The following is a 21,431-nucleotide window of genomic DNA, read 5'->3' as shown; positions in this document are numbered from 1 at the left end:
TGCCACTATTTACGATTCAGCATCGTAGCTGAATTAAACCATTTTAACAAACGATTATGAGTAAAAAAGTTGTTGTTGTTTCTGCAGTACGTACACCAATAGGAAGCTTTATGGGAGGTTTATCTTCTTTAACAGCTGCCCAATTAGGAAGTTTCGCTATAAAAGGGGCTTTAGATAAAATTAATCTAGATGCTGCTAATGTTGAAGAAGTATATATGGGAAATGTTGTACAAGCTGGCGTAGGTCAAGCACCTGCAAGACAAGCTGCTTTAGGAGCAGGAATTCCAGATACAGTACCTTGTACTACCGTAAACAAAGTGTGTGCATCTGGTATGAAAGCTGTAATGAATGCTGCTCAAGCCATTGCCCTAGGAGATGCAGATGTTGTGGTTGCTGGAGGTATGGAAAGCATGAGTAATATTCCACATTACGTACACATGCGTAAAGGAGTAAAATTTGGTCCTACCACCTTAGTAGATGGAATGCAAAAAGATGGTTTAGTAGATGCTTACGATCAAAATGCCATGGGTGTATGTGCCGATGCATGTGCGACAGAGCATCACTTCTCTAGAGAAGATCAAGATGCATTTGCGATTCAATCTTACGAGCGTTCTGCAAAGGCTTGGAGCGAAGGTAAATTTGCTAATGAAGTCATTCCGGTTGCTGTACCGCAGCGAAGAGGTGATGATCTTATTATTAGTGAAGATGAAGAATTTAAAAACGTAAAAATGGAAAAAATTCCAGCGTTACGTCCTGCTTTCACAAAAGAAGGTACAGTTACAGCTGCCAATGCCTCTACAATAAACGATGGTGCAGGAGCTATGATTTTAATGAGCGAAGAAAAAGCAAACGAACTCGGATTAAAGATACTTGCAACAGTAACAGGGTATGCAGATGCTGCACACGAACCAGAGTGGTTTACAACTGCACCATCAAAAGCATTACCAAAAGCACTTGCTAAAGCTGGTGTAACTCAAGACCAAATAGACTTTTTTGAATTTAATGAAGCATTTTCTGTAGTAGGACTTGCGAACATGAAAATATTAGGCCTTACAGATGCCAATGTAAATGTAAATGGTGGAGCGGTTTCTTTAGGACACCCATTAGGATGCAGTGGTGTTCGTATTTTAATTACTCTATTAAGTGTCTTAGAGCAGAACAATGCAAAATTAGGCGCAGCTGCTATTTGTAACGGTGGTGGAGGTGCTTCTGCTATGGTATTAGAAAGAGCCTAACCCCAAACATATTTATGAAATACGGTATTTGCAACCTTAGTGTCGTCCCTCTTAGAGCTGAAGCTGCTGATAGTAGCGAGCTTGTTACGCAGGTACTGTATGGAGAAATCTTTAAAGTATTAGAGTCTCGAAAAAAGTGGAGTAGAATTCGTTTAGACTTTGACCGTTATGAAGGTTGGATAGACAACAAACAATTTGTCTTCACTGAAGAAGAACACTACAAGGATATTTTAAAACAAACCCCTATTCTATCGGAAGATTTGGTTGACATGGTTTCGATACACAACAACCAAATGTTATCTATTGTCATGGGGAGTTCAATGAATACACAAACGCTCCTAGAACATAGCTTTGAAGGACGCACTATTGACAAAAAGTTTCCAAAAGAACATATAGTGGAGACTGCATTGTTATACCTTAACACACCCTATTTGTGGGGAGGTAAAACACCCTTTGGTATAGACTGTAGTGGTTTTACACAAATGGTATATAAACTAAATGGGCATGCGCTAAAACGTGATGCTAGCGAGCAAGCAACGCAAGGAGAAGCCTTGAGTTTTATTGAAGAAAGTGAACCTGGTGATTTGGCCTTCTTTGATAATGCCGAAGGAAACATTATTCATGTAGGTATCATTATGGAGGATCATTATATCATTCACGCCCATGGTAAAGTTAGAATTGATAGGCTAGATCATACAGGAATCTTCAATTTAGATACCAATACACACACACACAAGTTAAGAGTGATAAAACGTATTGTTTAATATTATGGTATATAAAAAACCCGCTATTTCTTCTATAGCGGGTTTTTTTGATAAGTTTATTAAGAGCCATCTAGTTTCCTTCCATGGAAGCAAGCTTTGATTTCATTTCAGCGAACTTAGTATCCATACCAAGTTGTCCATAAATATTCATTAGGGTTCTCACTAATTCTACATTATCACCTCTTGATTTCATTGCAGATTCTAGATATGGTAACGCTCCAGTATATAATCCATCACGCTTTGCAGATAATTCATCATATCTTTTTGTATCAGCTTTAGACATTCCTAGACCATTCATCTCGGTAACAATGTCTTTTTCTTGTCCCAACATGATAGCTGCTATATTTATTTGAGCCGCTGGATATTCTGGCTGCAACTCAATTGCTTTTTTATAATACTCAATAGCCTTAGCGGTATTTCCATTTGAAGCAGTTGCAACTCCAAGATTATAGTATAATTCTGGATTATCAGGGTCTGATGCTAAGACTTCTTGCATTAGTTCATTGTAACGAACTGTATCTCCCATTCTATATACCATATCTGCCTCGGCACGAACCAAAGACATATCGTTAGGGTTTTCTGCTCTTGCTTCTTTCATTAAAGCAATTGCTTTATCATTTTCACCTTTACTTGAATAAATAAGTACAACACTACGAAGCATGTCACCTTTAGCAGATTCAGACATGCGCTCACCTGGCTTCGTATATTTTCCTGAAATCATTTCAGAATTACGATCTGCTTCAGAAGCAAACGTTACCGTTTTGTTATCTTCTATACGCAATGCAGTATACTCTTTTTTAATACCTGTATACCCCATATCTAATAATTGCAAGTAATACTCAAGACCTTTGTCATAATCTTTAGCATTTACAGCATTACCAGCGGCGTAATACAAATCAGAAGTATCTTTTTTAACTTGATAACTTAAATTTAACTTTTCACTTGCCAAGGAATAATTCTTAGCATTTTGATCTTTTACAGCACTATTTACCAAAGCAACTCTGGTATTGGTCACACCATTTTCAATAAGCCCTTCAAATTCATTACTTGTATCCAACTCTTGCGCTTTCATAAAAGCAGTTGCAGCTTCTTTCATTTTAGGGTAATCTGTCTTTCCAGCGTCGGCTAGTGTAATTTCCCCTTTTGCTATGTAATAGTTGATTTTTGTATCTGCATCTGCTTCACCAAGTTTAGCTTCTGCTACACCAAGATATTCTTTGGCAGCTTCAACATCACCTTTTACAAAAGCTTTTTGCGCTTTTTTTACTTCTTTTTTTTGTCCAAATGACGCTACTGAAATGAGGAGTGCAGCTGTCACTAATAATGGTTTTTTCATCTTTTTAAAAATTACGATCAGAAGGATGGTTTAGGTTCTTCTGAAATATTAATACAATCAATTAGGTTTATTCTTCTTCGCTATTAGCAATTGGCGTGCCACTTTCTTTAGCTCCAGTTTCAACAGCTGGTTTTGTACCATCGCCATCTAACATTGTTTCGTCCAATTCTTCTTCATCTTCTTTCATCACCTTAGCTACAGCTGCGATAGAATCATCTTCACGTACTTTTATTAAGCGCACCCCTTGCGTCGCACGACCCATCACACGTAAACTATCTACTGCCATTCTAATAGCAATTCCAGATTTATTGATAATCATCAAATCATCTGTATCTACTACATTTTTAATAGCTACCAACTGTCCGGTTTTTTCGGTAACACTAATAGTCTTTACACCTTTTCCACCTCTATTGGTAATACGGTAATCTTCGATGCTAGATCGTTTTCCGTACCCATTTTCAGAAACTACTAATATTTCCGAAGCAGTATCATTAATAGCAATCATTCCTACTACTTCATCATTGTTGTCTGCTAATCTAATTCCACGAACACCAGAAGCATTTCTACCCATAGGTCTTGTTTTCTCTTCTTCAAAACGAATGGCTTTTCCACTTTTAACAGCCAACATTACTTGACTATCTCCACGGGTTAATTTTGCTTCTAATAGCTCATCACCTTCTTTGATGGTAATTGCATTGATACCATTAGTTCTAGGTCTAGAATATTGTTCTAAAGGTGTTTTCTTCACTTGTCCTTTTTTGGTTGCCATGATCACATAACGGCTATTTACGTACTCATCATCTTTAAGATCCTGCGTACAAATAAATGCCATTACTTTATCATCTGGCTCAATGTTAATGAGGTTTTGTATTGCACGTCCTTTTGATGTTTTAGATCCTTCAGGAATTTCAAATACGCGCATCCAGAAACATTTTCCTTTTTGAGTAAAGAACAACATGTATTGGTGATTGGTCCCTACAAATAAATGTTCTAGGAAATCTTCATTACGAGTAGCAGATGCCTTTTGCCCTACACCACCTCTGTTTTGGGTTTTGTATTCCGCCAAAGAAGTACGTTTGATATATCCAGCATGCGAAATGGTTAACACCACTTGCTCATCTGGAATTAAATCTGTGATGCTTACATCGCCTCCTGCATATTCAATAACAGAGCGACGCTCATCTCCATATTTTGTTCTTACTTCGTCCAATTCTTCTTTGATGATCGCCATTCTTCGCTCTTTGTTAGCAAGAATGTCTTCATAATCTTCAATTGTTTTCATCAATTCGTCGTACTCAGAGCGCAATTTATCTTGCTCCAGTCCTGTTAATTGACGCAGACGCATTTCTACGATAGCTTTTGCTTGGATTTCTGTAAGCTTAAATGCCTTTATCAAAGCAGCTCTCGCTTCATCTGCATTGGCAGAAGCACGGATAAGACGAATCACTTCGTCAATATTATCGGAAGCAATGATGAGACCTTCTAAAATATGCGCTCTCTCTTTAGCTTTCTTTAATAGGTATTCAGTTCTTCTAACAACAACTTCGTGACGGTGCTCTACAAAATAATGAATCAGGTCTTTTAGATTCAGCATTTGTGGTCTCCCTTTTACAAGGGCAATATTATTTACACTAAAGCTTGATTGTAAGGCTGTGTATTTATATAAGGTATTTAATACAATATTAGGAATTGCATCTCTTTTTAGGATATATACGATACGCATCCCTTTTCTATCAGACTCATCACGTATATTAGAAATACCTTCTATTTTCTTGTCGTTGATAAGGTCGGCAGTCTTTTTAATCATGTCTGCCTTGTTTACTTGGTAGGGAATTTCAGAAACTATAATACACTCTCTACCATTTACTTCTTCAAATCTAGCCTTGGCACGCATTACAATACGTCCACGTCCTGTATGAAAAGCATCTTTTACACCATCATAACCATAAATAACACCACCCGTTGGAAAATCTGGTGCTTTTACATACTGCATTAATCCGTCAATATCAATTTCTGGATTATCGATGTATGCTTGAATTCCATCTACAACTTCTGTTAAGTTATGAGGTGGCATATTGGTAGCCATACCTACTGCGATACCAGAAGCTCCGTTGATTAACAATCCAGGAATTCTAGTAGGAAGCACTGTAGGCTCTTTTAAGGTGTCATCAAAGTTAAGTTGATGATCTACTGTCTCTTTATCTATATCTGCCAGCATATCTTCACTAATACGCTGCATTCTTGCCTCGGTATAACGCATTGCTGCAGGACTATCGCCATCTACAGATCCAAAGTTACCTTGACCATCTACTAATAAATATCGTAAACTCCACTCTTGTGCCATACGCACCATTGCATCGTATACTGAGGTATCGCCATGTGGGTGATACTTACCTAAAACTTCTCCTACAATTCTTGCAGATTTTTTATGAGCGCCTGTAGCTCTAATTCCCAATTCATGCATTCCAAACAATACACGTCTGTGTACTGGCTTCATTCCATCACGAACATCTGGCAGTGCACGTGACACAATTACAGACATCGAATAATCGATGTAAGCCGATTTCATTTCATCTTCAATGTTGATGGGGATCAATTTTTCGCCTTCAGCCATAGTTATTTTATATTATATTTATGTTTTTCTACTAAACAAGCAAGATACGGTATTTCGGCATTTTTAATAGGTAAAAACAAGGGGGTTATTCACGATTTTATTAACAAAAAATTAACCCTACTTCGTTAATAACTATAAGGGGTTTCACTTTTATATCTCTGTCATTTTTTGTCAATTTACTCTTCCTACTTAGAAACAGGAATAGTTTTTGACTAGATAACAGTAATTTTTAGTAATTTTAGACGAAAAGGAATTGAGCGTATGGATGATAATTTTTCCCCCAGAGTAAAAGATGTAATTGCATTTAGCAAAGAAGAAGCATTACGCCTAGGTCACGATTTTATTGGGACCGAGCACTTAATGTTAGGTCTTTTACGAGATGGAAATGGCAAAGCTGTTACTATCTTAAATGCCCTAGATGTAGATTTAAATCACTTACGACGTAAAGTCGAAATATTAAGTCCTGCCAACCCTGGTACAGGAATGGTAGGTAATGACAAAAAGAATTTACACCTTACACGACAGGCAGAGCGTGCTTTAAAAACAACTTTCTTAGAAGCAAAATTGTTTCAGAGCACCTCTATAAACACTGCGCATTTATTATTGTGCATTTTAAGAAATGAAAACGATCCCACTACCAAACTACTACACAAAATGAAAGTAGATTATGATAAGGTAAAAGAGCAATTTAAAGTATTGCTCGCTAATGACGATGATGACTATATCGATAGTCCATCGGCTGAGTCGTTTCCAAATGATGATGAAAACGCCCAAGATGAGGGCGCAAAAGAAAATTTATTTGGTAGCACTGCTGCAAAATCAAATAAAAAATCAAAGACACCAGTCTTAGATAATTTTGGTAGAGATCTAACTGCCATGGCAGAAGAAGGAAAATTAGATCCTGTTGTTGGCCGTGAAGCTGAAATACAAAGGGTATCACAAATTTTAAGTAGACGCAAAAAGAACAACCCACTACTCATTGGAGAGCCTGGTGTTGGTAAATCTGCTATCGCCGAAGGTTTGGCACTTCGTATCGTACAGCGAAAAGTATCTCGTATTTTATACGACAAGCGTGTAGTAACACTTGACTTAGCAAGCCTTGTTGCTGGCACCAAATACCGTGGTCAGTTCGAAGAGCGTATGAAAGCTGTCATGAATGAACTAGAAAAGAATGATGATATTATTCTTTTTATTGATGAAATTCACACCATAGTAGGTGCTGGTGGCGCCACAGGTTCACTTGACGCAAGTAATATGTTTAAGCCTGCATTGGCTAGAGGAGAAATTCAATGCGTTGGAGCAACTACTTTAGATGAATACCGACAGTATATAGAAAAGGATGGTGCTTTGGAACGAAGATTTCAGAAAGTATTAGTAGAACCTACTTCGGTAGAGGAAACAGTAGAAATTCTGCAAAACATCAAAGAAAAGTACGAAACACATCATAATGTTACCTACACACCAGAAGCGCTTGAGGCTTGTGTGAAGTTAACGAATAGATATATGACCGATAGGTTCTTGCCAGACAAAGCGATTGATGCCCTAGATGAAGCTGGTTCTCGAGTACATATTACCAATATCAATGTACCTAAGAAAATTTTGGAAATCGAACAAAAACTTGAAGAAGTTAGAGAGCTTAAAAATACTGTTGTTAAAAAACAAAAGTACGAAGAGGCTGCCAAATTGAGAGATGATGAAAAGAATCTTGAAAAAGAATTGGTGACCGAACAAGAAATTTGGGAAAACGATTCTAAATTACATCGCGAGACTGTTAATGAAGAAAATGTAGCTGAAGTAGTTTCTATGATGACGGGAATTCCTGTCAACAGAATTGCGCAAACTGAAATCAATAAACTTGCAGAATTGCCTGAACTTATCAAAGGAAAAGTAATTGGACAAGACGACGCGGTAAGCAAAGTGGTAAAAGCAATACAACGAAACCGTGCCGGACTTAAAGACCCTAACAAACCTATTGGATCTTTTATCTTTTTAGGACAAACGGGAGTTGGGAAAACGCAATTAGCAAAAGTGCTTGCCAAAGAGCTTTTTGATAGTGAAACTGCATTGGTACGTATTGATATGAGTGAATACATGGAGAAATTTGCCATCTCGAGATTAGTAGGTGCACCTCCAGGATACGTAGGATACGAAGAAGGTGGTCAGTTAACAGAGAAAATAAGACGTAAGCCTTATGCTGTTGTCCTTTTAGATGAGATTGAAAAAGCACACCCAGATGTTTTTAATATGCTGTTACAAGTATTAGATGACGGTCATTTAACAGATAGTTTAGGACGTAAGATTGATTTCAGAAATACCATCATTATTATGACTTCAAATATTGGAGCCCGTAGGTTAAAAGATTTTGGTCAAGGAGTTGGGTTTGGAACTGCTGCGAAAGCAAGTCAGGCCGATGCAAACGCTAAAGGCATTATTGAAAATGCGTTGAAAAAAGCTTTTGCACCAGAATTTTTAAATCGTGTAGATGATGTGATGGTCTTTAATGCTCTTGAGCGTGAAGACATTCACAAAATTATTGATATTGAACTAGAAAAGCTTTTTCTACGAATCAAAGACCTTGGGTATGATCTTACCTTAACCGATAAAGCTAAAGATTACATCGCTGATAAAGGTTTTGATAAAGATTATGGAGCAAGACCATTAAAAAGAGCGATTCAGAAATACATAGAAGATGCATTGGCAGAAGAAATCATTAATAGCAAACTTACTGAAGGAGATGCTATAACCATGGACTTGGATTCAAAAACCAATGAATTGACTATTAAAATTAAAAAACAAAAGAAAACTACTGAATCGTAAGAATTTTTTATTTTTTTTTATCACAGCCAATTGATTTCTAATCAATTGGCTGTATTTTTATAGGGATTAATTTAAAAGAAGTTCCCTATGAGTATGTTTTATCATTACGATTTTGGCTATTGTGAGACATTTATTTTTGATGAGTTTTTAGTGAATCAAATTAAAGAAGGTGCTACAATAACTAAAGAGCAATCTGATCTTTTGCAAGAATTAATTCAAAAACATTTTGGAGAGAAGCCTATGGTGTATATTTCAAATCGACTCATGTCATACACGGTAGATCCAATTATTTATATTGATGCACATATCAAAATAAAAAATTTGATTGCTGTTGCAATTGTAACACAGAATGAAATGTTTAAAAAAAGTGCTGAATACGAGCGTACATTTTATGCAAATACTTTTGAGATTTTCCCAACCCTGAGCGAAGCTATTCAATGGGTACATACTGTAATTGAAGATAAAAAGAAGAATGGATAAAGCAACTATTAAAGTTAGAATGATTGAAGAAATCGCTAAAACAAAAATAGCTATCAATACGTATCAAGAGCTTACCAAACCTATTGCTCCAGAAAATGCTATTGGCAGAGTTTCGAGAATGGATGCGATAAATAACAAATCTGTAAATGAAGCTGCATTACGTAAAGCTAAACAAAAGCTCAACAACCTAAAAGTAGCATTATCTAATATAGAATACCCTTCCTTTGGAGTATGCAGAAAATGCAATATACCCATTCCAGAAGGTAGAATTATCTTACTACCTCAAGCCGTTACTTGCGTTCATTGTTCACCTTAGGTTTTATTTAACATTAATGTAAGTTTTTTCGTGCAGCCAAATGCTAAATAAAACAGTACTTTTGCCGCCCCATTGAAAAACTACTTATGATTAACACACTAGAATTTGACTTCGGACAAGTACTTGTTTTTGAAGACTATATCATCGCAACGATGAATGAAGGTATTACGGTAACATCTGAATTTAACGATGAACTTATCAAGGTTAGAGACACTTATTTCCCTAACAAACCATTTGGATATATTACACACCGTAAAAATTCATACTCGGTAGATCCTAGTATTTACTTTCAAACTTCAAAAATTGAAAACCTAGCAGGATTTGCTGTAGTATCAGAAGACACTAAAAAACTAGACTCTATATCTCTTGAAAAGAAATTCTTAAAAAAACCTATTCAAGGTTTTAAAGAAATAGACCAAGCCGTAACTTGGATTGAGAGTTTGTTAAAAAATTAAATCATTGTTTCCAAAGAAGCATTGTAAGAATGCTACTGTGGTGTGAATGGTTTTTATAAATGACTTTTTATGGAACTTGTTAACGCCGAAAAAATTGTGAGATTTCATAGTATTTAGCAGTTCATTTTTTCCATTGATGAAAAAACGAACCAAAAAAATCTAGGCTAACGAAAACATATCTAAATTTATCTATCGGAATCTAAATTTTAATAACTCGCATTAAAAAGCATCCTGCATCAAAACTACGTGTAGCTCAAACAGATTAAAATTTGACGATATCCGCTATTCAAATTTGACGATATCTTTTCGATAGGCCATTTAGGAAATTAAGAATATTTCCTAAAAAATTAAATCACTATCTACAGAGAAGCTTTGCAAAAAGGCTACAGTAGCGTGGATGTCGTCTGCTAGTAATCTATCTTCTTCGACAAAAGGAACTACTTCTCTATAACTAGAAATTAAAGATTCTATAAAAGGAGATGACTTTTTATCTCTAAAAGCAAGCGCTTGAGATGCATTCATCAACTCAATAGCTAATATTGTCTCTAGATTATCAATAATACGCAAGCATTTAGTTGCGCCATTAGCACCCATACTCACATGATCTTCTTGCCCATTTGAAGATACAATAGAATCCACAGAGGCTGGAGAAGCCAATTGCTTGTTTTGACTCACAATACTAGCTGCTGTATATTGAGGAATCATAAATCCACTATTTAATCCAGGATTGTTAACTAAAAAAGCTGGTAAATCTCGTAAACCAGACACTAATTGATAGGTTCTTCTTTCTGAAATGTTACCTAATTCACTCATGGCAATTCCCATATAATCTAGCGCTAATGCAAGAGGTTGGCCATGAAAATTTCCGCCAGAAATAATTAAATCATCTTCGATAAAAATATTGGGGTTATCGGTTACCGAATTGATTTCTGTTTTAAACGTTTTGTGCACAAAGCCTATGGTATCTTTGGAAGCACCATGCACTTGCGGGATGCATCTAAACGAATACGGATCTTGTACATTTTTCTTTTCGCCCTTTCCTAATTCACTATCTGTTAAAATTTCATTGATACGTTCTGCAGTTTTCACCTGTCCTCTATGAGGTCTTACTAAGTGTACAAGTGCATTAAACGGACTCATATTACAATCGAATGCATCGATAGAAACCGAGCTAATCACATCTGCCAAATAGGAGTATTTATAAGATTTCAATAAAATATGCACCCCATAAGCACTCATAAATTGTGTACCATTAAGCAAAGCCAATCCTTCTTTTGCTTGTAAGGTAATTGGCTCCCATTGGTGGGTTCTCATCACTTCTGAGGCAGCAACGATCTCCTCTCCTATCCAAACATCTCCTTTTCCTAACAAAGGCAATGACATGTGCGCTAATGGTGCTAAATCTCCAGAAGCTCCTAGACTCCCTTGTGTGTACACCACAGGTATCACGTCATTATTATACATAGCCACCAAACGTTCTACCGTTTGTAATTGTACTCCACTGTAGCCATAACTCAAAGATTGAATTTTAAGCAATAGCATCAATTTTACAATAGTTTTAGGAACAAATTCACCCGTTCCACATGCATGAGACATCACTAAATTTTCTTGAAGTTTAGAAAGATTTTCTGCGGAAATTTTAACATTACACAAAGACCCGAAACCAGTATTAATACCATAAATAGGTGTATCATTGTTTTTAATCTTTTGCGATAGGAATTCAAATGATTTATTAATATTACCTATGGCTTCTTCAGAAAGCGCAAGTAATTTATGTGTATCAATAATATCTTTAATAACAGCTAGGTCTAACAAAGAACTACTTATGTAATGTTTTTCGGTCATGATTATTGAGTTGTTTGCAACAAAAATACAATTTAAGTCGTTGTATTACTAAAAGAAATACACCCTAAATTATATATATTTATGCGTATATTTCACAACTTAAAAAACTATGAAAATGAAAAAAATAGGTATTCTTGCAGCAGCAGCAATTCTCGTAGCTTGCCAAGAAGAAACACCCAAAGATTTTGTAAGCTTCTCAGGAAAAATTACAAACAACACTGTAGACTCTATAAAAGTTGTAAACAGAAACTACTCCAAAAGCATTGCAGTGAATAAAGATGGTACGTTTAAAGACACTTTAAAAGTAGCTGATGGGGTTTATTATTTTGACACTGGAAAAGAAGCAACTCCTATGTATCTTAAAAATGGATATACAATAGATATGTCTTTAGATACAGAAGCCTTTGACGAATCTGTTTCATACAAAGGAAATGGTTCTCAAAACAGCAGGTACTTAGCAGCAAAAACTTTATTTGAAGAAAAATTATTCGATCAAGATTTTGAAAGTTTAGGGATGGCCGAATTAGAAACAAAGATTTCTGAAATGACCCTAAAAATGAACGAGTTCATTGATGGTCAAAAAGGAATTGATCCTGAATTAATTGCTAGCGAAAAAGAAAACCTTAGCGGCATGATGGAATCTTTTAAAGGCTACTATGGAGAAATGATTTCTCTAAGAATAGACATGCCAAAAGGCGCACCTTCTCCAACTTTTACAGATTTCGAAAATATAGATGGAAGCAAAACCTCTTTGGCTGACTTTAAAGGTAAAAATGTGTATATCGATGTTTGGGCCACCTGGTGTGCGCCATGTAAAGCTGAAATTCCAGCATTAAAGCAATTAGAAAAAGACTATCACGGAAAAGACATCGCCTTTGTGAGCATGTCAATTGATGACGACAGAACACATGGCGGATCATGGGATAAAGCCAAAGAAGACTGGAAAGCAATGGTACATGACATGGAATTAGGTGGTATTCAGATTTATGCTCCAAAAGGGTGGCAAACTAAGTTTGTACAAGACTATAGAATTAAAGGAATTCCTCGTTTCATCTTAATTGATAAAGACGGAAACATTGTAGATGCAAGCGCACCAAGACCAAGTGACGATGGTGTACGTGCTGCTATTGACGCGCTTATTTAGTGAGCAGTGCTCAGTAGTAGTTGGTAACTACACAAAAGCCCTTTCGTTACTAACGAAAGGGCTTTTTTCATATAATGCTCACTGCAACTGCCTACTGAGCACTTTCCTGCGCTTTCGCAGGTGGAACTTCTTCTTTTCTGAATAACTCCAAAAAGGCATCTCCTAGATAATCTAGCAAGTCACTTGCCATCATCGCCTCAAAACCTAATTGAGTAGACGCGATATTACCAGCGCTTCCGTGGATATAAATTCCAAACACAGAAGCCATTAAAGGGTCGTACCCCTGAGAAACCAATCCAGTAATAATACCACTTAAAACATCGCCACTACCAGCAGTTGCCATACCCGGATTTCCTGTTGTATTTACATACATCTCATCTCCAGAAATGGTAATGGTATTGGCGCCTTTAATAATGATAATCACATTGTATTTTTTAGAAAAGGCTTTGGTTTTTTCAATTTTATCGTAGTCATTATCCCAAGCGCCTATCAAACGCTCCAATTCTCCTGGATGTGGTGTTAAAATAGCACTTTGTGGTATGAGTTTTAATAAGGTCTTTGTCTTTGCAATACAATTTAATGCATCTGCATCCAATAAAATAGGACAAGCGACTTGTTTTAAAAGTCCGCGTAAGGCAGCAACTGCTTCTTTACCGCTTCCCATTCCCATTCCAACTGCCATGGCGTCGGGCATAAAATCATAACTAATCTTGGTAATAGTTTTTGGATTTTCATCGGTTAACACCATAGCTTCTGGCACTGTTGTTTGCATAATAGTATAGCCACATTCTGGTATAAAAGAAGTCACTCTCCCTGCTCCAATGCGTAGGGTCGCTTTGGCACTTAATACAGCAGCTCCCATCATACCGTAACTTCCAGCCACGACTAAGGCATGTCCGAAATTTCCTTTGTGCGCATACTTATTTCGTTGTTTGTAAAATTGCTGTGCTTCAGGCTTTGCAATTAAATCTGCTAACGCGGGCACAGTATGCATGTATTCGGGATCTAAACCGATGTCTAACATTTCAAAAAAAGTAACATACGGACCCGATTCTGGCAAAAAGAAGGATAATTTTGGGGTTTGAAATGTTAGGGTATGATTAGGTTTTATGATCGCCTCAGGATCCTCGATGGGTTTTTCAGGATACAAACCACTGGGCATATCGATAGAAAGTGTAAACGCTCTATGTCCATTCATAAACTGTATCAATTCCTTTACCCAACCCTCTGGAGGTCTATTGATACCAATACCAAACAAAGCATCTATAATAATGTCTTCTGGAGCTATTTGTGGAAAATCCTCTGCACAGGTCATTAAAGTCGGCCAATCTTTCGTGACATTTTTATACCGATCGTAATTGGTTAAAAAACTTGGAGAGCGTTTATCACTAAAATTGGCGACATAACTTTTAACCACATAACCATTTTTAATCAATAAACGTCCTAAAGCTAAGCCATCTCCTCCATTATTTCCAATACCACAAAAAATATGAATAGGAACTTGAGCCCCTTGCATACGTTGATGCAACCAATTAAAAATTTGAGTAGCAGCGCGCTCCATCAAATCTACAGAAGTAATTCCTTGCTTTGCTGTGGTTATTTTATCTGCTTCGTATAACTGTTGAGAGGATAATATCTTCATTATTTTGTCTTTCTTTTTTTGATAAAGGTAACAAGAATTTTACTGTAATATGAAATACTCTTGTTGGAACAGAACTTTACTTACTCTTCAAGATTAAGACCACATTCAACTTGAGAACACTCCATTGTTCATATAGTGGTGAAAACTTTATTCAGAAACTGATTTACAAACAACAAAATACCTTAAAAAACAATTAATCAAGTATTTATACGGATATAGCATTTTGATTTATTTTATAAGTTGCATATGGTTCGCTCCTTTCTAAATATTAAAAAGAGAGCAAAGGGAGCATACCGAAAATCCCTAAAAAAAGAGTAGGTATCACTTAATTAATTTCTATTATTATGAAAAAAACAGAACCAAACAATCTTACGTTTGATGAAATCATCAAAAAAGTAGGTGAAAATAATTACGCCAAAGATATTGAAGGCAACTTAAAATCTATTGGTTTCACAGACGAACAAATAACTGATATGTCAGACTATTCTGATAGTTTAGCAGCAATTCCAACAGTCGCTAGTGGGGGGAAAGATATCTGGTTTAAAACACATGGTTTTTGGTCGGTAACAATTTATTTTAGTCATGAAGTATCACAAAACATTCCTAAATACGCAGGAGCTATTGCTGCTGCATTTGCCTCAATGGGTCCCCCTGCTGCTTTAGCACCAATTGTTGCCACTGCTGCTATATTAGGAGAAATTCGTTTTAAGGCTGTTGACAAAGGGAAGGGCGTACACTTTACCCTTGCATACGTTGCTATTCCAGGACTTCTTACACCAGTAACTTTATGTGCTTATATTCTTGCTGCTTTACAAGCAAATTAAAATTACAAAGAGGCACAACATATACGTTGAGCCTCTTTGCAAGATTTATTTATTAGTATTCTTTCTTGGGTTCTTCTCGCGCCAATAATTTGTTGGATACTTTATAGGTAGCTGCATACAGTAATCCAGGCTGTCGCATTCTATACGTTAAAAACGCTTTTTTGTACCAGCGTGCATCGGTTGCTTTTTTATTATGATCGGTATGAGTAGCAACGGTTTCGGCGTTTCCATCCTGCAAGGGCGCCATCACATACATTGCAATTCCAAAGTGTTCGAGTCGTTTTAAAACGATTTCAAAATCAGATTCTGTGAAATAATGTAAGGTTGCTGCATTATCCCCAGTATTTTGATTTTTTAAGCCTTTGAATACGTGCTCCTCTAAAAATGTTGCTTGGTCCATGTTTTTGCTGTTACCTTTAATTAGATTTCGATTTCTCCCGAAGCTTCGGGATCAATTTCAGTTTCAATTTCGATTTCAATTCCCTAGCGAAGGTACTCTAAATTTGTTTGGTTTAGGCTTTATTGGATTTCAATAAACTAATAGATACCGTGGCAAATGCTGTATTCGGAAATTTCCTGAATTGTGCCATATCGGCTGTTAATCCAGCTTCTTGAACAAGACTTAAAAAAGCGTCCAATTCTAGTATGTACTGATCGGAATATCCATGAGTTAAATCATAAGCAGTAGCAGCCGTTTTTCCTAAATTTTCAGCAATCAATGCTGGCTTCACGGTATGCAATTCAATAAGCAGGAGTCCAAATTTCCCAACATACGGACTCCATTGCTCCATATGTTCTTTAAAAGATGCAGCCACCAAATTATTATCTAATTTTTTACCGAGAGAAGCATAAGCACCTGTTGCGTTACTTACTCTGGATTCCATACCTGCAGGGGCTTTCCATATTCTATTATGATCTAAAAAAGTTCGTACATTAAGTACATCTTCTAACTCGATATCGTAATTTTCATTCAAGTCTTTGGCGAGTCGTTCTGGATCTCCAATATCTCCCCAAATGATCTTGGCCCAAATATCTGCCTGAATCAAATTGGCTCTGGATACTTTTAAAGCAGCTTTATTGTAATCTACTCCAATAATTTGTAATGGATATTCATCTAAAACTGTTCCTCGATAGGTTTGATTCTCAATCACTGAAAACAAATGCTGCAAAAAGGCACCATTCCCGCATCCCATATCTAATATTCCTTTAGGCTGCTCGTCGATAGGCTTGTTAAACAAATCGATAATAATTTTATCTACTACTTTAAAATAAGAACTATGCGCTCCTCCACTACCCCAGATATTCATTTCGCGATCTACGTGCTTTTCATCTGCGCCTTCGGCACCATTTCTTAGCACTAAAGGATTGCCAAAAACTAGGTCGTCTAATTTTCTGAGGGTAGGAATATACGATACCGTTACCCCATAGGCACTTGCTCTTTTGGCAAAAAACAAACCAAGATCGGTAAACTGATAGGCTCCTTTTTTAATGGTAAACCAACCCATCTCGGCTAACATGTTCAATAATCTATCAAATTCTTTATGGTTGATATGAAACTCCTCAGATCTAAATCTAGATTCCATAAAGTATTTATGAAACATTCCCGTAATCCCCAAATGAACAATAGTAGGACCTAGTATCACCCCTTCTATATGGGCTAAAATCTGTTTTTCAATATTGCTTTGAAATTTGTTTTCAGAAAAGGTAATTCCGTAGTGGTTTTTATATTTTTTATAAATTCCCTCCAAAACCAGAAAGGGCTCCATTTCGAATTTTCTTGGATGGTATTTTTCAGAGAGCTGAAGCAATTCAACGACATCTTTATACAAGTCAAAGTAGCCAAAGGCAATAGGTGAAGCCTCATTAATTTGGTAGCTAACAGCACTGGTTTTATTATTTACATGTTGTATCAACCATCCTTGAGAACAGAGCCCGCGTAAGCCAACATTTAAATAACCGTCATTGGCATTAAACTTCTCAGCAAGGTCCTGTAAGGTTACTTTTTTATGTTCGAGAATATAATCGGTAACACCGTGTTTTTTTAAAGTATATGCAGTTGGTGCAATGACAATACCGTCTAAATGACGAAACAAGGTACTTCGTAAGGCTGCTTTTTGGTTTACATTCATACAAACAAAATAAGAAGTCTCAGTTTAAAATTTTCTAAGGTAACTGAAACGTGCTTACTAAGTTAGTATAATTTAACCAATGTACCATGCCAAAAAAATTTCAGAATAAAAAGACCTACATGCTTGCCACAAAATCTGAAAAGACTTTTTTATGAAGTGCTAGATCCATTACACCAGAAAGGGAAACGCGCGCAATATAATCTTTATCGCCTTCTTTGGTAGTTCCTTGTGTTGACGTTGCAGGAATGGTCCAATAACAGCCTTTTAATTGACCATAACTCACACAATACTTACTCTCATTGGGTATGTTAGTAATCATAGCATTGATGAGTTTATGATTTAAAGCTCTCTTATGAGTTTCCTTCTCTTGGGCAGTTGCGCCTTTAGAAGGAAGATCTAACGAAAATACCGAAGGTGTAAATCCTTCTGCTGCCAATGCTTCAGAAACAAAATTAATCTTTGCTTCTGGCAATATTGCTTCTATGAAATTCACAAACTCGCGAGTGTTTTTATAGGCCGCAGCAATACGTTGATTCATCGATGGCAATTGTTGTGCTAAAATTTCATATTGTAACCCTGTGGCCTCATTGTCGCAAAGTGTGAGATGCATTTCTATTGCTGGCATTACGTTGGCAGCTTTCTCATTAGCCACCACATAGCCCGCTGTACATTTACCGCCGCTAGGAAATTTAGATCCACTAGCATACGACAAGGCCTTCACTTCAGATAAAATAGCGCCTACTCCTAAAAAGTTGATATTTGGACAAAAAGTTTGATCCAAAATAAACACGGGTGCAATCGCAGGAGTTCCTGTAGTTGTGTGTCGTTTTTTAGAAAGGGTTTCTTTCAAGGCATGAAGGTTAGGCACCTCCACTCTTGGGTTGGTTGGGATTTCGGCAATAATAAACGGAACAGCATCTTGGTCTGCAATCTTTGTTAATACCACATCGATACTTTGCACCATATCATTGTCACCATCTACAAGCAAATCTACCACAGCAACATTTTCCATAACTGCCGCAACACGTCGTGCTTGATCGTTTGTTCCTCCATAACAATTGGACGGTACCACGAATTTAATGGCCTTTCCTGGCTGATGTATCTGCGCATCGTGCACCAAGCCCATCATAATAGCGTATTGTATGGAGAGTCCGCTAGAACCCACAAGAGGTTTGGTTATGGTATGGGTAATTTCTTTTACAGAAGCTAACACACCTGTCTTGTTCGATGCTACATCGTTAGTATGCACTAAAATTGTAACCTCTTTGATAAGTGATTGCAGCGCTACCAAACAGTTGGCTGGTGTCATGGCAATGGTCTCTCGTCTTCGCACGTGTTGTATTGCTGAAATATAATGACTCGCAACGGTGTCCTGTATCATTAAAACACTACCTAAATCTGTATAGGTTTGAATGTAGAAGTCTATGGAAGTATTAAAATCTACTACTTCCACTTTATCCTGTTGAGAGATATAAACCGTACTGCCTTCAAAATCTGAAACTTGCTCAAGTGACGCAACTTTTTCTAACTCAAATTGATATCCATATACATCTTTTACAATGCTAGCATCAAAGTTGGGAGGCAATGTATCTGTATAGAGTAATCTCGTATTTCTATTTTCAAGTACATTTGTTCTAAGTATTGCCAACAAAGGCATGGTTTGCGATGAAAAGCTAATGACATTTTCGGGTTGTAGTTGTTGCAATTTAGCAATGCTCCATTCTAACACACAGGAAAGCGGATGCCCTAACCGAATATAATCGTAAGCAGTGGGCAATGCATCTAAGGCAGCAGTACTCGTTGTTTTTGAAGCATACAAATCTTCAAACTGTTCTAAAAACTGCTTTTTGGCTTGACTTTCATCATAAATATCAAGCCTATGGGTGGTGACATTCAACCAACCTGTTGGCATATTTTCTAAAACTTCTGTTAGGTACTGTAGCATTGTAATCTCTTATTTGTAATTGCCAAAATAGTGAGCTTGCAATATACTATTTTTAGATTTTTTAACGGAAGAGATCTGAGTGCCTTTTGTAAATTTTTAGTGTGGAGAAAAGTAAAGGTTTCGTATTACATTTTTTCAAAATCCCTTTTAAATTGATCCTCAGTAGGTCTTACATAAATCATATACCCAATAAGTAAGATACCTAAAAGGACAAGTTTTGGTTGTAAGAATAAAATGATAAAAGCGGCACCTTCTAAAATGGCCAAACGAATGATAGTAGCGGTTTGATATGCAGGTAGTTTCTCTTCAAGGCTTAGGTCTTTATCCGCATTTTTAATATTATATTTATATATGAAATTTCCTATAATAACAGCCAAAATAGGTAGCATGATATACATCAAATCCGAAGTTTTTATTTCTGGTACACGCAAAAATTCTAAGGTAATTAAATCTCCGAGTAGTACATAAACGATAATCATTCCCGCAACAATAGAAAGATGTATTATTTTTATTGCTTTTAATTTTTCTGTCATTTTTTTTAATGTTTATTTGTTGTGCGTACTTCCTTTCTTAATTTATTTTGTCTTTACATACACATCGACACTGATTAATGTTCCGTTTTTAATTTCACAGTCTTTCATTGTTTTTTCGAGTTGAAAATCGAGTTTAGACATTGCTTTTTTACACTTGTCGTTTTTGGTATCAACAAATCCCTCAATTCGGTCTAAGTTGAATTGATTTAATCCATAATTTGATATCAAAGGCATTGCTTCGTTCATGATTCCCATGCCCCAAAAATCTGGTAATAGCCAAAGCCCAATTTCTGCTTTTTTTTCTGTAGTATCAATATCATTAAGTCCGCCAGCTCCGTAAAAGGTTTTATTATCAAGAGCACAAATGGCCCACCACATCTGTTTTTTATCTGCATACCAGCACATTTGTTCTTTTGTAGCTTCTAGGCTGTCAAAACTAATTCCGTAATGTTGGATAACCTTAGGGTTAGAAAGTCCGTTGAAAATATGTCCAAGGTCTTCATTGGTTATTTCGCGTAATAAAATGCGCTCAGTTTTTAGTGTTGGAAATTTGTTTTCCATAGTTATACTTTAAATCAACTACTTAGTAAGCCAACATACTTGGACCTAGTATTATTTAATAAAACTGAAATATCCTACCTATGTTACTCGATAATTCACTAAATATTGGAAGCGTTACTTTGTTAGCAGAAGTTTTTATTCGCTTTTTATCCAATCAATATTTTTTCCATCTTTTATCAAAGACTTATAGTCTAACTTTTTTAAGCTGTAATTATTCATAACACTATCTATACTCGGTTCTGTAGATTTTTCCATTTTTTGATAATAAAAATCTATCCAACCAATACATCTTGCATCATATTTATCAGTAGTTTTATTATGAAAAAAATTAATGTTAATAGTTTGACTTGTTTTTATAGAGTCATAATTTAATTCAGGATATTTTTCTAAATACCAATTTTTGACAATAGACTTTGCTTTCCAAATATCAATATCAGAAGTTTTCTGAAGAATGGAATAAAACTTTTCTTTATCAGTAATATAAAAAGGGTTTAAAGTTCGTTCCAATTTTAGGTTTAGTGTTCTATAACCTAAATATATTGATTTATCATCTTCGTTAGAAATCTCATAATATCCTGTTTCAGTCCTAGAATCAACAATTCTTGGGTGATTTTTTAAGAGTTCAACAGCTTTAATAGGTGAACAATATTTTGGTTTTTTAGAACAAGATAGAACTGATAAAACTATAATAGTAAGATATACAATTTTCTTCATAATGTCTTGTCCTGAAATATGGCTACAGGTTAAAATTGATTTTACGCTGTTAATTTATATACCATATTTGGTGTTTT

General features: G+C 36.1%; 18 protein-coding genes. 8 read left to right on the top strand and 10 right to left on the bottom strand.

Features of this window, described 5'->3' with window-relative positions; translation table 11 throughout:
• Positions 1-56 precede the first annotated feature (56 nt).
• Both ACY2RS_RS11585 and ACY2RS_RS11580 read left to right on the top strand, forming a co-directional pair.
• Complete coding sequence (locus tag ACY2RS_RS11585; protein ID WP_490098821.1) at positions 57-1,235, top strand: acetyl-CoA C-acyltransferase; 1,179 nt, start codon at positions 57-59, stop codon at positions 1,233-1,235.
• 14 nt (positions 1,236-1,249) lie between these two features.
• A complete protein-coding gene (locus ACY2RS_RS11580) occupies positions 1,250-1,999 on the top strand; it encodes a C40 family peptidase (RefSeq protein ID WP_490098820.1) in 750 nt (249 codons plus the stop codon).
• Positions 2,000-2,069: 70 nt separating this feature from the next.
• Here the strand turns inward: ACY2RS_RS11580 and ACY2RS_RS11575 are convergent, their stop codons facing one another.
• Complete coding sequence (locus ACY2RS_RS11575; RefSeq protein ID WP_490098819.1) at positions 2,070-3,335, bottom strand: tetratricopeptide repeat protein; 1,266 nt, start codon at positions 3,333-3,335, stop codon at positions 2,070-2,072.
• 67 nt (positions 3,336-3,402) lie between these two features.
• Entirely contained in the window at positions 3,403-5,949 is a 2,547-nt protein-coding gene (gene gyrA, locus ACY2RS_RS11570; protein WP_490098818.1) for a DNA gyrase subunit A, read from the bottom strand.
• A gap of 261 nt (positions 5,950-6,210) precedes the next feature.
• Between gyrA and ACY2RS_RS11565 the strand changes: the two genes are divergently transcribed.
• From ACY2RS_RS11565 to ACY2RS_RS11550, 4 genes are all read left to right on the top strand, one after another.
• Complete coding sequence (locus tag ACY2RS_RS11565; protein ID WP_490098817.1) at positions 6,211-8,766, top strand: ATP-dependent Clp protease ATP-binding subunit; 2,556 nt, start codon at positions 6,211-6,213, stop codon at positions 8,764-8,766.
• Between the two features lie 87 nt (positions 8,767-8,853).
• On the top strand, positions 8,854-9,246 hold the full coding sequence (locus ACY2RS_RS11560; protein ID WP_490098816.1) for a hypothetical protein: 393 nt from the start codon (positions 8,854-8,856) through the stop codon (positions 9,244-9,246).
• Positions 9,239-9,562: a TraR/DksA family transcriptional regulator gene (locus ACY2RS_RS11555; protein WP_490098815.1), complete on the top strand. Its 324-nt coding sequence runs from the start codon at positions 9,239-9,241 to the stop codon at positions 9,560-9,562. The genes ACY2RS_RS11560 and ACY2RS_RS11555 overlap by 8 nt, the downstream gene beginning before the upstream one ends.
• Positions 9,563-9,648: 86 nt before the next feature.
• Complete coding sequence (locus ACY2RS_RS11550) at positions 9,649-10,017, top strand: hypothetical protein (protein WP_490098814.1); 369 nt, start codon at positions 9,649-9,651, stop codon at positions 10,015-10,017.
• A gap of 339 nt (positions 10,018-10,356) precedes the next feature.
• Here ACY2RS_RS11550 and hutH read toward each other — a convergent pair whose 3' ends face one another.
• On the bottom strand, positions 10,357-11,862 hold the full coding sequence (gene hutH, locus ACY2RS_RS11545; protein WP_490098813.1) for a histidine ammonia-lyase: 1,506 nt from the start codon (positions 11,860-11,862) through the stop codon (positions 10,357-10,359).
• A gap of 115 nt (positions 11,863-11,977) precedes the next feature.
• Between hutH and ACY2RS_RS11540 the strand changes: the two genes are divergently transcribed.
• Positions 11,978-13,006 carry a TlpA family protein disulfide reductase gene (locus tag ACY2RS_RS11540; RefSeq protein WP_490098812.1) on the top strand — a complete coding sequence of 343 codons (1,029 nt, stop codon included), beginning with the start codon at positions 11,978-11,980 and terminating at the stop codon, positions 13,004-13,006.
• 91 nt (positions 13,007-13,097) lie between these two features.
• Here the strand turns inward: ACY2RS_RS11540 and ACY2RS_RS11535 are convergent, their stop codons facing one another.
• On the bottom strand, positions 13,098-14,648 hold the full coding sequence (locus ACY2RS_RS11535; protein WP_490098811.1) for an NAD(P)H-hydrate dehydratase: 1,551 nt from the start codon (positions 14,646-14,648) through the stop codon (positions 13,098-13,100).
• Between the two features lie 344 nt (positions 14,649-14,992).
• Between ACY2RS_RS11535 and ACY2RS_RS11530 the strand changes: the two genes are divergently transcribed.
• The gene (locus tag ACY2RS_RS11530; RefSeq protein WP_490098810.1) at positions 14,993-15,472 is read left to right on the top strand and encodes a hypothetical protein; all 480 of its coding nucleotides are present in this window, start codon (positions 14,993-14,995) and stop codon (positions 15,470-15,472) included.
• Positions 15,473-15,524: 52 nt separating this feature from the next.
• Here ACY2RS_RS11530 and ACY2RS_RS11525 read toward each other — a convergent pair whose 3' ends face one another.
• The 6 genes from ACY2RS_RS11525 to ACY2RS_RS11500 form a co-directional block, all read right to left on the bottom strand.
• On the bottom strand, positions 15,525-15,872 hold the full coding sequence (locus tag ACY2RS_RS11525; RefSeq protein ID WP_490098809.1) for a hypothetical protein: 348 nt from the start codon (positions 15,870-15,872) through the stop codon (positions 15,525-15,527).
• Between the two features lie 112 nt (positions 15,873-15,984).
• Entirely contained in the window at positions 15,985-17,601 is a 1,617-nt protein-coding gene (locus ACY2RS_RS11520; protein WP_490098808.1) for a class I SAM-dependent methyltransferase, read from the bottom strand.
• Between the two features lie 115 nt (positions 17,602-17,716).
• Entirely contained in the window at positions 17,717-19,546 is a 1,830-nt protein-coding gene (locus ACY2RS_RS11515; protein WP_490098807.1) for a PLP-dependent aminotransferase family protein, read from the bottom strand.
• Positions 19,547-19,671: 125 nt separating this feature from the next.
• Complete coding sequence (locus tag ACY2RS_RS11510; RefSeq protein ID WP_490098806.1) at positions 19,672-20,079, bottom strand: MFS transporter; 408 nt, start codon at positions 20,077-20,079, stop codon at positions 19,672-19,674.
• A 42-nt stretch (positions 20,080-20,121) separates the two neighbouring features.
• Complete coding sequence (locus ACY2RS_RS11505; RefSeq protein ID WP_490098805.1) at positions 20,122-20,640, bottom strand: GNAT family N-acetyltransferase; 519 nt, start codon at positions 20,638-20,640, stop codon at positions 20,122-20,124.
• Positions 20,641-20,775: 135 nt separating this feature from the next.
• The gene (locus tag ACY2RS_RS11500) at positions 20,776-21,354 is read right to left on the bottom strand and encodes a hypothetical protein (protein ID WP_490098804.1); all 579 of its coding nucleotides are present in this window, start codon (positions 21,352-21,354) and stop codon (positions 20,776-20,778) included.
• Positions 21,355-21,431: the final 77 nt, after the last annotated feature.

The sequence above is a fragment of the Patiriisocius sp. 208BN25-11 genome, from assembly GCF_058147145.1.
Note: the sequence above shows the minus strand (reverse complement) of the source record. Positions and strands in the feature narration are given on the sequence as shown.

What these genes read in the sequence shown, in the direction of transcription:
- ACY2RS_RS11585 (WP_490098821.1), top strand. Translation starts at nt 57, where the DNA reads ATGAGTAAAAAAGTTGTTGTTGTTTCTGCAGTACGTACACCAATAGGA.
- ACY2RS_RS11580 (WP_490098820.1), top strand. Translation starts at nt 1,250, where the DNA reads ATGAAATACGGTATTTGCAACCTTAGTGTCGTCCCTCTTAGAGCTGAA.
- ACY2RS_RS11575 (WP_490098819.1), bottom strand. Translation starts at nt 3,335, where the DNA reads ATGAAAAAACCATTATTAGTGACAGCTGCACTCCTCATTTCAGTAGCG.
- gyrA (WP_490098818.1), bottom strand. Translation starts at nt 5,949, where the DNA reads ATGGCTGAAGGCGAAAAATTGATCCCCATCAACATTGAAGATGAAATG.
- ACY2RS_RS11565 (WP_490098817.1), top strand. Translation starts at nt 6,211, where the DNA reads ATGGATGATAATTTTTCCCCCAGAGTAAAAGATGTAATTGCATTTAGC.
- ACY2RS_RS11560 (WP_490098816.1), top strand. Translation starts at nt 8,854, where the DNA reads ATGAGTATGTTTTATCATTACGATTTTGGCTATTGTGAGACATTTATT.
- ACY2RS_RS11555 (WP_490098815.1), top strand. Translation starts at nt 9,239, where the DNA reads ATGGATAAAGCAACTATTAAAGTTAGAATGATTGAAGAAATCGCTAAA.
- ACY2RS_RS11550 (WP_490098814.1), top strand. Translation starts at nt 9,649, where the DNA reads ATGATTAACACACTAGAATTTGACTTCGGACAAGTACTTGTTTTTGAA.
- hutH (WP_490098813.1), bottom strand. Translation starts at nt 11,862, where the DNA reads ATGACCGAAAAACATTACATAAGTAGTTCTTTGTTAGACCTAGCTGTT.
- ACY2RS_RS11540 (WP_490098812.1), top strand. Translation starts at nt 11,978, where the DNA reads ATGAAAAAAATAGGTATTCTTGCAGCAGCAGCAATTCTCGTAGCTTGC.
- ACY2RS_RS11535 (WP_490098811.1), bottom strand. Translation starts at nt 14,648, where the DNA reads ATGAAGATATTATCCTCTCAACAGTTATACGAAGCAGATAAAATAACC.
- ACY2RS_RS11530 (WP_490098810.1), top strand. Translation starts at nt 14,993, where the DNA reads ATGAAAAAAACAGAACCAAACAATCTTACGTTTGATGAAATCATCAAA.
- ACY2RS_RS11525 (WP_490098809.1), bottom strand. Translation starts at nt 15,872, where the DNA reads ATGGACCAAGCAACATTTTTAGAGGAGCACGTATTCAAAGGCTTAAAA.
- ACY2RS_RS11520 (WP_490098808.1), bottom strand. Translation starts at nt 17,601, where the DNA reads ATGAATGTAAACCAAAAAGCAGCCTTACGAAGTACCTTGTTTCGTCAT.
- ACY2RS_RS11515 (WP_490098807.1), bottom strand. Translation starts at nt 19,546, where the DNA reads ATGCTACAGTACCTAACAGAAGTTTTAGAAAATATGCCAACAGGTTGG.
- ACY2RS_RS11510 (WP_490098806.1), bottom strand. Translation starts at nt 20,079, where the DNA reads ATGACAGAAAAATTAAAAGCAATAAAAATAATACATCTTTCTATTGTT.
- ACY2RS_RS11505 (WP_490098805.1), bottom strand. Translation starts at nt 20,640, where the DNA reads ATGGAAAACAAATTTCCAACACTAAAAACTGAGCGCATTTTATTACGC.
- ACY2RS_RS11500 (WP_490098804.1), bottom strand. Translation starts at nt 21,354, where the DNA reads ATGAAGAAAATTGTATATCTTACTATTATAGTTTTATCAGTTCTATCT.